At 69.1% G+C, this 12875-nt stretch carries 8 protein-coding genes; 3 read left to right on the top strand and 5 right to left on the bottom strand.

Going from position 1 to position 12875, the window contains the following annotated elements:
• The coding region (locus VG296_RS08030; protein ID WP_325564683.1) for a glycoside hydrolase family 2 TIM barrel-domain containing protein at nt 1–2892 on the top strand (2892 nt) is incomplete at its 5' end.
• A gap of 151 nt (nt 2893–3043) precedes the next feature.
• Here the strand turns inward: VG296_RS08030 and VG296_RS08025 are convergent.
• A complete protein-coding gene (locus VG296_RS08025) occupies nt 3044–4828 on the bottom strand; it encodes a sigma-70 family RNA polymerase sigma factor (protein ID WP_325564681.1) in 1785 nt (594 codons plus the stop codon).
• 116 nt (nt 4829–4944) lie between these two features.
• Nucleotides 4945–6735: an acyltransferase gene (locus tag VG296_RS08020; RefSeq protein ID WP_325564679.1), complete on the bottom strand. Its 1791-nt coding sequence runs from the start codon at nt 6733–6735 to the stop codon at nt 4945–4947.
• A gap of 192 nt (nt 6736–6927) precedes the next feature.
• Between VG296_RS08020 and VG296_RS08015 the strand changes: the two genes are divergently transcribed.
• Nucleotides 6928–7920 (top strand): aldo/keto reductase, encoded by a 993-nt coding sequence (locus tag VG296_RS08015; RefSeq protein WP_325564677.1) that lies wholly within the window; start codon nt 6928–6930, stop codon nt 7918–7920.
• Between the two features lie 103 nt (nt 7921–8023).
• On the opposite strand, the gene VG296_RS08010 is transcribed toward VG296_RS08015, so the two are convergent.
• Entirely contained in the window at nt 8024–10387 is a 2364-nt protein-coding gene (locus tag VG296_RS08010; protein WP_325564676.1) for an autotransporter-associated beta strand repeat-containing protein, read from the bottom strand.
• Nucleotides 10388–10576: 189 nt separating this feature from the next.
• Complete coding sequence (locus VG296_RS08005; RefSeq protein WP_325564675.1) at nt 10577–11701, bottom strand: alginate lyase family protein; 1125 nt, start codon at nt 11699–11701, stop codon at nt 10577–10579.
• Between VG296_RS08005 and VG296_RS08000 the strand changes: the two genes are divergently transcribed.
• Complete coding sequence (locus tag VG296_RS08000; protein WP_325564673.1) at nt 11682–12032, top strand: hypothetical protein; 351 nt, start codon at nt 11682–11684, stop codon at nt 12030–12032. The two genes, VG296_RS08005 and VG296_RS08000, sit on opposite strands and share 20 nt — an antisense overlap.
• 69 nt (nt 12033–12101) lie before the next feature.
• On the opposite strand, the gene VG296_RS07995 is transcribed toward VG296_RS08000, so the two are convergent.
• Nucleotides 12102–12875: glycoside hydrolase family 97 catalytic domain-containing protein (locus tag VG296_RS07995; protein WP_325564671.1), on the bottom strand; the 774-nt coding region annotated here is incomplete at its 5' end.

Below are 12875 nucleotides of genomic sequence, written 5' to 3'. Positions count from 1 at the left end.
CTCGCGCCCCGTGCGGCGTTCCGAAGCGACGCCCCGACCCTCGACCTGGACGGCGAGTGGCGCTTTCGGCTCGCCTCCGGCCTGTCGGATCTGACCGGCGGCCTGCCGGAGCCGGGGTTCGACGACTCGGCGTGGGAGTCGATAACGGTGCCGTCCTGCTGGCAGATGCAGGGCATACCCGGCCCACCCCGTTACGGCCGACCGGCGTACACCAACGTGCCCTACCCCTTCCCGCTCGACGCGCCGCACGTCCCGGACGCGAATCCGACCGGCGAGTACCGCAGAGTGTTCACCGTGCCGGACCAGTGGCAAACCGGGGCCGCGCGCTCTGTGCTGCGCTTCGAGGGCGTCGACTCCTGTTTCGCGGTGTGGCTCAACGGAATCCTGCTCGGCGACGGCAAGGGCAGCCGCCTGCCCACCGAGTTCGACGCCACCAGCGTGCTGCGGCCTGGCGAGAACACCGTGGCGGTGCGGGTGCACCAGTGGTCGTCCGGCAGCTATCTCGAAGACCAGGACATGTGGTGGCTCTCCGGGATCTTCCGCGGAGTCCGGCTGCTGGCGCGGCCGGAAGCGGCGGTGACGGACTTCTTCGTCCACGCCGACTTCGACCACACCACCGGCGGCGGAACGCTGTCCGTGCGCAGCGACGCTCCCGCGCGGCTGAGCGTGCCGACCCTCGGCATCCTCGACGCGGACCCGGCCGGCCCGCATCAGGTGGCGGCGGTGACCGCGTGGTCGGCCGAGCACCCGCACCTCTACGACGGGGAGCTGACCGCGGCCGGCGAACGGATCGCGATCCGGATCGGTTTCCGGCGCGTCGCCGTCGAGGACGGATTGATCACGGTCAACGGCGCGCCGCTGCTGCTGAGCGGAGTGAACCGGCACGAGTGGGACCCGTACACCGGGCGCACGCTGAGACGGGAGACCATGCTGCGCGATGTGCTCCTGATGAAGAAGCACAACATCAACGCCGTGCGCACGAGCCACTATCCGCCGGACAGCCGTTTCCTCGACCTCTGCGACGAGTACGGTCTGTGGGTCATCGACGAGTGCGACCTGGAGACGCACGGCTTCGAACGCTCCGGCTGGCGCGGCAATCCGAGCGACGACCCGCGCTGGCGCGAGGCCTATCTGGACCGGATGCGGCGCACCGTGGAGCGGGACAAGAACCACCCGAGCGTCATCATCTGGTCGCTCGGCAACGAGTCCGGAACGGGAGCGAACCTGGCCGCGATGGCCGCGCTCGCCCGCGAGCTCGACGACACCCGCCTGATCCACTACGAGAGCGACTACGACAGCGGATACGTCGATGTGTACAGCCAGATGTACGGGACGCACGAGGGTGTCGCCGCCATCGGCCGTCGCCAGGAGCCGGTCACAGTCGATCCCGCGCTGGACGCCCACCGCCGAGCGCTGCCGTACATCCTGTGCGAGTACGGCCACGCGATGGGCAACGGCCCCGGCGGTCTGCGCGAGTACCAGGACCTCTTCGACGATTATCCGCGGCTGCAGGGCGGCTTCATCTGGGAGTGGATGGACCACGGCATCGCGCAGCGGGACGCGGACGGCCGCGAGTACTTCGCCTACGGCGGTGACTTCGACGAGCCGCTGCACGACGGGAACTTCATCGCCGACGGCCTGGTGTTCGCCGACCGCGTTCCGTCCCCGGGCCTGGCCGAATACAAGAAGGTGATCGAGCCGGTCAGGATCGGGATCGATCCGGCCGGGCGAACCGTCCGCATCCGCAATGGATTCCACACGCTCGACACGGCGCACCTCAGGCTGCGCTGGCTGCTGGAGTGCGACGGCGAAGAGCTCGGCTCGGACGAACTGGCCGCGCCGGTGCTCGCGCCCGGGAAGTCCGCAGAGTTCGAATGGCCCGTCGCCCTGCGCGACCTGGCCGCTCGGCCGGGCGCCGGCGAACTCCACCTCACCGTGGTCGCGGAGCTGGCCAAGGACCAGCCGTGGGCGCCCGCCGGGCACGAGGTCGCCTGGTCTCAGGCATCGATCGACCCCGCCGCCGAGCCCGCACGCACTGCGCCGCCGCGCGCGTCGCCGGTGGCGGCAGTGCTGCGGGAAAAAATGATCACCCTCGGCCCGGCCGTGTTCAACGCCGTCACCGGTCGGCTGCTTCGGCTGGGCGAGCTCGAGATCGACGGTCCGCGCCTGGACCTGTGGCGCGCGCCAACCGACAACGACGAGGGGACATACGGTCCCGCCCAGCTGGCGATCGCCTGGCGCGCGCTCGGATTGGACCGGCTCGAGCACAGGGTGCTGTCCGTGGAGCCCGCCGATGAGGGTCTGCGGGTGCGCACCCGGATCGCCCCGGCCGCATCCGAAGCCGCGATGCTGGCCAGCTATCAGTGGTCTTATGCCGGAGAGTCGACGGTCCGGCTGGTCGTGGACGTGGAGCCGGTCGGCACCTGGCCCTTCCCGGTGCCGCGGATCGGCGTCCGGATGGGCCTGCCCGGCGAGCTCGTCCAGGTCGACTGGTTCGGGCTCGGCCCCGGCGAGGCCTACACCGACAGCACCGCCGCGGTCCGGGTCGGGCGCTGGAGCGCCTCGGTGGACGAACTCCAGACCCCGTACACGCGTCCGCAGGAGAACGGCAACCGGCACCACGTCCGTCGTGCCCGGCTCACCGGCCCCGACGGCGCCGGGCTGCTGATCTCCGGCGAGCCCTGGTTCGACTTCACGGCCAGGCGTTGGAGCACCGAGGCCCTCGACGCCGCCGCACACACCAATGAACTACGCGCGGACGGCCGGGTCCATCTCCACCTCGACGCCGCCCAGCACGGTCTCGGCAGCGCCGCCTGCGGTCCCGATGTCCAACCCCAGCACGCGCTCTACGCCCGCCCGACCACGCTCGCGGTCTCCTTCGCCGTGCTCTGACGTCGCACGAGATCGGACGGACGAACGCGCAGCCGGTTCCCCCAGGCTCGGGGAACCGGCTGCGCGCAGTGGTGGTGCATCGAGCGGGATCCGGAAGATTTCGACCGCGCTGTGGTGGCATGTCGGTCGCTAGAGCCCTGACGCCGCGAGGTCAGCCCTCGACCTCGGAGCGCTGCGGCACGGTTGCCGGGTCGGCCGGATCCGACCTCGTCAGATACTGCGGTACCGGTGCGCTGTCGGTTCCGGTGTCGCGCACCAGGCCGTAGCGCTCGATGTTGGCCGCCAGGTCGGGCGGGGTGTCGATGTCCGCGGTGATCTGCTGCCAGGTGGTCTGCTGGATGATGAAGCTGACCGAGGGCCACCCCTGGTTCTGGTGCAGGACGACGGTGCCGTCCAGGTAGAAGTAATCGTTCTGCCACATCTGCTGGGCGCCGGCGGGCAGGGTGTCGTAACCGGTGGAGGTCGAGCCCATGCCGGTCGTTCCGGAGGAGGTCGCGCCGTTGGTGGGATCGTTCATCCGCTTCCCGCCGCCGGAGGCGACGTGGAAGAGTTCTCCGCTCAGCCCGGTCCAGGTGGGCATCGCCACCTGGCCGACTCTGCCGGTCCAGTAAATGATCTGCCAGCGGAACCGGAAGTAGCCCTGACCGGTCAGTCTGATCTCGTCGCCGTTGTGGTCCATCACGTATTGGTTCGCATTGCCCTGAGTGGGCTCGTATTTCCCGGTCGCGGTGATCGCCACGTCGGCGGGACGCACGGGCAGGGAGCCCGGTTTCTGGTCCGGCGAGAGAGCGGCGTCGGCCTGGTCCACGGTGCTGCCGTACACGGCAGTCGTGGCACCCGACTGGTTCGACTGCGAGGTTGTCGGGGCCGCACTGGCGGTGGACGGCGCAGAGGATGTGGACGACGCGGACGCGGTCGGCGTCGTCACGTACGCCGGGGCAGGACTGACCGTCCTGGTACGCGGGAGGTCCGCCTCGTATACGACTGCCGCCCCGCTGGTGGCCACGACGGCGGTTGTGGTCAACGCAACCGCCGGTTTGGCCAAGAGGAGTTTCCAGAGTCGCGCGAGCCATCCGGAGCCGTGCCCCACCGAGGCCGCCACCGAGACGGCGGTGTGCGCGCCGACGGCCGCGGGCAGATGGACCGTGGTGGTGGCGGGCAGCGGAACCAGGGGAAGGCCGGCGAGAAGGCTCGTGGCCGGGGCCAGCCGCATCGCGGTGGTTTCGCAGATCGAGCAGTGCCGCAGATGGCGGCTGATCCGCTTGCGCCACAGCGCGGCGGGACGCCCGTCCCAGGCACCGATCATCGAGGCGAGCTTCGGGCAGCGCGGGCTGAGCGAGAGTGCGCGGACGATCCCGCGGGAGACGTCGAGCTGAGCCTTCATGCGCTGTACCCGCACCGCGGCGTGCGGCGCGGAGAGATTCAACGCCTCCGCCAGCTCCGCCCGGGTCAGGTGGCCCGAAGCCTCCAGCCACCAGATCGACAGAAGCCTCCGGTCCGCAGGTTCGAGCCACTCGGAAGCCTCGGCGACCTCCCGGCGCTCGTCGGCCAGCCCTAGCCGCAGGATCGTCAGGTCGACGAAGTCCGCCGCCGGGTCCTCGAGTTGAGCTGTCGGCCCCAACGCGCTCAGCAGCGCCGGACCATCCCGCCTCGCCCGCCAACGGTCGTTGATCTGCCGGATCGCGATCGACACCAGCCAGGAGCGGAACCGGTTCGGGTCACGCAAGCCCTCGATGCCGTGCACGACGCGCAGCATCGTCTCCTGCACGACGTCGTCGACATCCGCGTGGCCGCTCAGCGCCCGGCCGACGATGTTGTAGACCAAGGGCAGGTACTCGGCGACCAGTTCATCCATCGCCTCTCTGTCGCCTGCGCGCGCCGCGAGCACCACGTCGGACGCATCGGTACGCGCAGCGGCGTCGTAGCGTACGTTCACGATCCCTCTTTTCCCTCGCTCAGCGATCTGGCGTTGTCATGCCGATCAGAGTGGAGACGCGCAAGAGTACTCGCGATAACGGGAAACGGAACTCTCCAGACCGCGAGTTTTGTCGATCAGCTCGGCTCGGGTGCTGCGCCACTCCGCGACGTGCCGGCGGGCTCGGGTCGGTGAACGCCGCGCGGCCGGTAGCCGAGCAGATCCGCGCGTCCGACCAGGTCCGCCAGGAGCCACACGATGGCCAGCCACATCTCAGTGCCCTGCAGCCCGGGCTCGCGGCCCGGCCCGGTGCCCTCGGGTGCGGGGCCGAAGGCGAATCCGCGGCCGTCGCGCCACCGCGGCAGCGCCGCGGCGAGCTGCCGCTCGGCCCAGGTCCGCGCCTCGTCCGCGCGATGCCCGGTCTGTCGCGCGCACAGCCACAGCGGGTGCGCGACGTCGAGCACGTTGCAGGCGTTCTCGCGATCCGCACCGAAGTAGCGCGGGTTGCGGCTGTGGTCGAGCACCGCGTCGATGACCCGTTCCGGATGCGGGACGGGCAGGCCGTACTGGGCGAAGGAGCCGCGGGTGAGCCGGTAGTAGCCGTTGACCACCTGCAGCCGGTCACCGCCCGGCGAAGGCGTGCCCCACATGCCGGTGAGCGGGTCGGCCCGGGTGAGCAGCCAACCGAACAACGCCTCGAGCGCACCCTGCGTTGGGGCGGCGCCGTGGGCCAGGTTCCAGTGTGCCGCGGTGGCCCAGGAATCGATCCAGCTTCCCGCGTGCCACGCACGCTCGCGCCACGGAAGCCGGTCCAGGCGCTCGACCAGCCGCTCGGCCGTCATCCGCCGCACCGGGGAAATCGGGTGTGGCAAGGAGCCTGCAAGCAGGTCAAGGGCGTAGCCGACGCAGAGCACGTGGTACTGGGCGTCGCCGTCGGAGATGAAACCGTCCTGCTCCGGTGGCGGAAGCGGGCAGGGCAGGGCCGTGGCGGGATCGAACTGCGCGACCAGCCCGGTCTCAGGGTCCTGTAGGGCTTGGAGTCGTGCGGCGTGCTCGGTGGCGGTCAGTTGCTCGGGCGCGACGCCGAGCAGCAGGTCGGCGATCTCGATCGCGTCGCAGTGCGCCCGCACGGTGGGCACCGCTCCCGGCCGATCGAGGTATAGCCCGCCCGCCGGGGCGTGAGGATCCCAGCACCGGGCGATCAGCGCCGCCGCCTGATCTCGTGCGGCGGCGGCGAAACCGGCCAGATCCTCGTCCAGGCGGTCGAGCTGCCTGTCAGAGTGGCGAGTATTGGCGGCGAGGGCTGCGCGGTGTCCTCCCCCGGCGGTCGCGGCGCTGACCCCTTTGGCCTTCGGCGCGCTGCGGCGGTCGCGGATGACGCGCGCCGGGTTGCCGACGGCAACCGACCAGGCGGGGATGTCCTTGGTGACCACCGCGCCGGCGCCGATGATGCAGTGATCGCCGATGGTCGCCCCGTCGAGTACGACCACGTTCGAGCCGATCCACACGTCGTCGCCGACGTTGATTCCCAGGCTGGTCTGCGGTTGTTGGTGGATCGGGCGATCGATGGCGGTGGAGTGGTTGAAGCCGAGCAGCGAGGAGTGCGCGCCGATGCGTACACCGTCGCCGAGTCGGACCGTGCCCCGCACGGTCGTGAACGGATTGAGCGTGCAGTCGGAGCCGGTGTGGATCTCGCCGGTGACATGAGCGTGAGCCGCTATATAAGAATCCGGGCCCAGGCGGAGGCGATCCGGGTACACGGCGGCCGAGGCGGCGATGAAGCAGCGCTCGCCGATCTCGACCGTGCCGGCTGCTGCGAGCGCGACCTGGAGACGCGACTGGGCCGCGCGCTGTCTGTCGGATGCCTCCGCCGCGAACAGCCAGGGGCAGTGTTCGAAGTGGCCGTCGTCATACGGGGTTTGGCCCACGGTTCCTCCCGGAGGTTGGCCAACCAATATCGAACTTGAACAAACACTAACGCACGCAGTCCAGAGCTCGCATGGGAACGGCGAGGCTGGCGTCGGATCTGACGTGTTCGACAAAACTACACGTCAATACACTATTATGGCGAGAGTCGACGTCGAGAAACATCCTCCACGGGCCTCACAGAGAGCGACATAATGGCACACATTGCGAATGTGGACCGGTACGCGAGCATGGAATATCGCCGGTCGGGGCGCAGCGGTCTCAAGCTGCCCGCGGTCAGCCTCGGGCTGTGGCACAACTTCGGCGACACCAAACCGAGCGAGACCCAGCGCGCCGTGCTGCGCCGCGCCTTCGACCTCGGCATCACCCATTTCGACCTGGCCAACAACTACGGGCCGCCCTACGGCAGCGCGGAGGCGAACTTCGGACGGCTCTTCGCCCTGGACTTCCGGCCCTACCGCGACGAGATGGTCGTTTCCACCAAGGCCGGCTACGACATGTGGCCAGGACCCTACGGCGACCACGGCTCGCGCAAGTACCTGCTGGCCTCGCTCGACCAGTCCCTGCAGCGGCTGGGCCTCGATTACGTCGACGTGTTCTACCACCACTGCCCCGACCCCGAGACCCCGCTCGAGGAGACCATGGGGGCGCTCGCCCAAGCCGTGCGCTCGGGCAAGGCGCTCTATGTCGCGCTCTCCAACTACACCCCGGAACAGACACGTGCCGCGGCCTCGATGCTGCGCGACCTCGGCACCCCGCTGCTGATTCATCAGCCCCCTTATTCCATGCTGCGCCGCGACGACGTGGAGAACGGACTGCTCGACACGCTCGAAGACCTCGGGGCCGGCTGCATCTGCTTCTCCCCACTGGCCCAGGGCCTGCTCACCGACCGCTACCTGAGCGGGGTCCCGGCCGACTCGCGGGCCGCGGTCGGCCATTTCCTGCGGCCCGAGGCGTTGACCGACCAGATGATGGACAAGCTCAAGGCGCTCGACGCACTGGCACACGAACACGACCGCAGCCTCGCCCAGCTCGCTCTGGCCTGGGTGCTGCGCGACCCGAGGATGACCTCCGCCATCATCGGCGCGTCCTCGGTCGCGCAGCTCGAGGACAACGTCGCCGCGCTCGACAAGCCCGCGCTCCCGTCTGAGGCCCTGGACCGGATCGAGCAGATCCTTCAGCCTTGACGAGGGTCCGCCGCGCAGCCCGTCCGCCGCGATGCGCCGGACGGGCGATTGTCATGGCGGGCCCGACGGATCCGACCAGGCAAGTGGTCGCGGACGGCTTCCCTCAGAAGATGAAGAGGGTGTCGTCGTCGCTGCCCCGCGGCGCGGGCAACGGTTCCGTCGCCGACGCGGGTTCGGATTCGGTGCCGGGAGAACTCGGCCGAGCCCGCTGAGCACGTCTTGAGTGGTGCGGCGCGGTGTGGTGCCTAGTCGAACGGCGGCCGGTCGAGCGTCGCCCAAGGCGGCGTCGGGCGACGAGCACGCAGAGGATCACGACCCCGGCGAGAAGCGCGGCGGCGGGTGCGGCAAAGGCGACCAACGTCGCGGTGAGTGCTTGCGCATGCCGTGGTGAAGCACCGTGATTCGCGGCGGCGTCCACGTTCGCGGCGCCGGATCCCACGACGGAAGCGGAAGCTGCGGGAGTCGCGCTCAGGGCAGTCAGGACCACGTCGTGGCCGCCGTCCGCGGAGTAGTCGATCGCGTAGGCCCGCCCGTCGACCGTGACGCGTGCGCCTTGCGTCAGCCCGGTGAAGGTGCCGGTGACCGCGGATGATCCAGAGTCGTGGATGAGCGTGAGCTTTTGGCCCGCGGCCAACTGCGGAGCCGCGGAGATCTGCAGCGAACCGTCGAGCCGCACGGCGCCGCTGGCCTGTAGGGGAACGCTCGCCGCCGCACTGGTGCTGAGCGACAGGGTGGCGGCTGGTGCCTCGATCAGCGATCCGACGTGCAGAGCGGCACCGCTGCCGAGCGCGAGGGTGCCCTGATTCAGGTGCCAGGTGCCGCCGGGTGTCTGAACCTGGCCGGTAAGTGTCAGTGTCCCGGTGCCGCTCGTGGTCACGCCTGCGCCGGTGCCGGTGATCACGCCGGCGAACGTCGTCGCGCCGTTGGTGGCGACAGTCAGGGTATTACCGCCGAGCATCAGCGTGCTGCCGGCGACCCCGGACAGCTGCCGGATCGCCTGGTCACCGGATCGGGAGAGGTCGAGCACTGAGCCGGACGAGGACAGCGTCACGGCACTGCTGGCCCCGAGGCCGCTCGAGCCCTGGCCGAGGGCCAGCGTGCCGGCGGAGATCGTCGTCGGACCGGTATAGGCGGTCGTGCCGACCAGGGTCGTTGTCGCGGAGCCGTCCTGAGTGAAGGAGCCCGAACCGGTGATGTTTCCCAGGGTGGCGGGTGTCGCGGCGTTGCGGACGGTCAGCGCACCGTCGTCGATGATTCGGTCGCTCGAGGCCCCGATGAGCAGGCTGCTGTCCCCACCGGTATGCCCGGTCCCCAACAGCAGCGCGGCTCCCTGTCCGATGGTGGTGGTGCCGTGGTAATTCATCGGCGTGGCGAAGGTGACCGCGTTGCCGGCGGTCGGATCGATGGTCACCGAGGCGTTCGCCGGGGTGCTCAGCGACCGGTGATACACGCCGCCGGAGATCGGGGTGTCCAGGGTGACCGGCCCGTTGTAGTCGAAGGCGAGCGAGCCGTTCTTGTGGATGTTGATGTACGAGTCCGAGGGCGTGGCGGGCAGGAAGAAGCGGTCGGTACTCCCGTCTCCCCACTGCACGTTCGCGCCCTCGATGTTGATTCCGCGGAAGTTCGACGTGTGCGCGATGCTCGCCGTGTCCAGCGACGTGTCGGTGTAGTGGTCGACGCCGGTCATCTCGATCAGTCCGGCCTGCCAGGTGTGGAAGTTGATGTCGGTGCCGTAGTTGTTCTCGTAGAAGTTCTCCGGGATCACGAGCGTGTAGTTGCGGGCACTGATGATCGCTGAGCCGTCGTTGTCGATGGCCCGGGCATCGGGTAGGGACAGCCGGAACGCCGCGCTGCCGAGGTTCATCCCGGTCCCGAAGCCGATCGTGCCGGTGAACGGCTGGTCGTCGGCCAGATCCAGCGTGCCCCAGGTGTTTCGGGGCTGGGTGACCGAGCCGGACCCGCTGATGGTGCCGAGGTTGTATTCGCGGTTGGCGATGTCGAGCACCAGGCTGCCGTCGACCTCGATGTTGTCCTGATTCAGGGTCGGGCTGCTCACGAAGGAGTACGGGTAGTTGCCGATGATGCCGCTCGAACCGCCGTCGCCGTATTGCAGCGTGGCCCCCGAATCCACGATGACCGTGGGCGGATCGGGATCGGTGATGATCGGGTACGGCCAGTTCCCGCCGCTGGTCGTCACGCTCTGGCGCCGCCGGGCGGCCGGAAGCGTGATGGCGCTGTCCTTGGTGAGCACCAGGGTGCCGGTGCCCGCGATCGTCAGTGTGCCCTGGCCGGAGAAGGCACCGTTGTACATCGTCGTTCCGCCCGGCAGGGTGACGATCGAGTCGCCTGAGAGCGTGACGTCGTGGCCCGCGAGTACCTGTGCGGTGATATCCGTGGAGCCCGCCGCGTGCGCGGTGACGGCCGGGAAGAGCAGGGCGCCGCAGGTGGCCAGCGCTGCGGCGCACATCCGGAGTAGTTTGCGGCCTCTGGGCAAGGCCTGTGCCGCCTTCGGACTGCCTGCTGTCATACCGTGCCTGCTCACACGTCTCCCTATTGATCGCCGTCACCGCCGGGCCCACTTCGTGCGCTGTAGGGGACGGGCCTGGAGCAGACACATAACAAAAAACTGGGAGCCGTTCCCAGCGTCGCCGGACGGCTAGATCGTGTATGCCAGCGTGCCGAATCCGAGTTGGTCGAAGCCGCCGCTATCGGGGCCGTAGTCGCCGCCACCGCCCTCGGGGCGCGTCTTCGCGGCGAAGGCCGCCGTGTTCGGCGCGGACAGGCCCTGCCGCTTGACGTAGTGGTTGTACACCAGCTCCCACACCGGGCGGATCTGGCCTCGGCTCCCAGATGAGATGACGGTCTGTACCTGAGCGCCGCACCTGTCCCCGTTGCGCCAGTGGTAGGCGGTGAACGGGACGGTCGCGCCGAGATTGTATGCGGCCACATATTCGCAGCCACGCAGGAACCGGCTGTCGTCATACCCGTACAGGTCGATGCCCTGGTTCCAGGCCATCTCGCAGAAGGAGCCCATCAGACCGATGCCCAGCATGGTGTGTCCCTGGTCGCGGCCGCTTTCCTGCCACTGGCCCAGGCCTCCCGGATACAGGTAGGGCACGGCGTGGGTGATCGCTCCGTTGCCGGCGCCGTTCTTGAAGTAGTCCACCGCCTGGCCGACCTTGGTCGAGTCGTCGCACAGAATGCCGATGGCCAGGACCGAGGCCATGTTGCACAGGTCCCAGTTCGCCCAGTAGTTGGTGATGCAGGCGTCGTTGTGCTTGGTGAGGAACGAATCGTTCATCGGATAGAACACGGTGAGCATCATGTGCTGGAAGCGGGCCAGATCGAAGCCGGGGTAGCCGCGCATCAGTTCGGCGGCGTTCGCGAACTGGTAGCCGTAGATGCCCGAGGCCAGGAACCGGTCGGAGTCCCCATTGAGCGCCGTGAGAGTGGAGGACCAGCGGTTGAGGATGTCGCGGGCGGTATTCCCGTGGGCCGCGTCTCCGGTGATCTTCCAGCGCAGGGCGTTCTGATACGCGGCGTGAATGTCGTTGTACATCGTCGGGTAGTTCTGCCCGGCGCCTCCCCGCACGACCATCGCGCTCGGCCGCGCCGTCCAGGTGCTCTGCGAGTGGCGGTTGGCCACCAGCCTGTCCCACCCTGCCTTGACGGGCTGGGCGCCGGCCTTCACGCTCGCGGCCATCCGGTCGAAGTCCGCCTGGGTGTGCAGCAGGCCGGGATGCGCGAAGCCGCTGCGCGCCGTGCCGCTGGAGGCGATCACGCCGGGGGCCGACGCCGTGCTGCTGGAGGCGATGGCGGGCACCGATGAGGTGCTGGTGGGGCCGCCGCACGCGCCGCTCGCGGTTGTGTGTGCCGACGGCGCGGCCGAGGCCATTCCCGTCGTCTCGTACAAGGCACCTGCGACACCCAGGACCCCGGTCCCCAAGACCGCACCCGCCAGCAGCTTCCGCCGCCCGATCACAGGTCCTTTTTCCTTATGCGACATCTTCTTGCATCCCTTCGACACAGGCCAACACCTCAACCCCGATCGCCACTTCGGCATCGGGCAGAGGTGTAGACGGATCCGCCCGGTCGCCATAACCGGAATCTGAACCGCGGTCGCGCGCCCGCGGCAGTTCCGCGGTCCAGACGAATCGGTGCTGGTCGGGGTTGCGGGACTGTCAGCTGGGCCTGAGGATGACGGCCTGCCCGCCCGCGCTGGTCATGGACATGCTGAGCGTGGTGGCGGAGGTGACGGTTCGGGTGCTGACGACGACGGGGGTCTGGTACGGGCTGGCCCCGGCGGTCCCGTCGGCGTAGACGGTCGCCGTGTAGCTTCCGCCGCCGAGGAAGGAGAGCGGGATCGACAGGGTCCGGGCGGTCTCGTTCGTCATCGCACCGAGGAACCAGGTGGTGCCGCTGCGGCGGGCGACGGCGACGTACTGGCCGATGGCGCCGGCGAGAGTCTTGCTCTGATCCCAGGTGGTGTGGACGGCGTCGAACCACGGCAGGCCCGGCCAGCTGGCGGTGTTCGCGTACTTCGAGGGCGAGTCGTACCAGTACACGAAATTCAGGGGCTGGTAGTAGACGGCCGCCATCGCCATCTGGTGGGCGTTGGTCGTCTGGTCGCGCGACTGTCCGTAGCAGATGGTGTAGTCCATCGGGCCGCCGACGTTGCGCGCGAAGGGAAGGGTGACGTTGTGCGTGGCGGTCGGGAAGTGCTCGTTGCCCCGCACTCCCTCCATGGCGATCCAGTTGGGGTAGGTGCGTTCGTAGCCGAACGGCCGCACGTCGTCGTGCGTGTCGATCAGCAGGTCGTGTTTGGCCGCGGTCTGGGCCCAGCCGGTGATCGCGTTCGTCATCGTCTGGGTGCCGTCATTGATGAAGCCCAGCTTGACGCCCGCGACGCCCCAGCTCTTGTAGAGACCGAACAAGCTGTCCGCGTTGGTCAGGGC

The sequence above is a fragment of the Actinospica sp. genome (assembly GCF_035552695.1).
Taxonomy (GTDB): domain Bacteria; phylum Actinomycetota; class Actinomycetes; order Streptomycetales; family Catenulisporaceae; genus Actinospica.
This window is presented reverse-complemented; position numbering and strand designations above follow the sequence as displayed.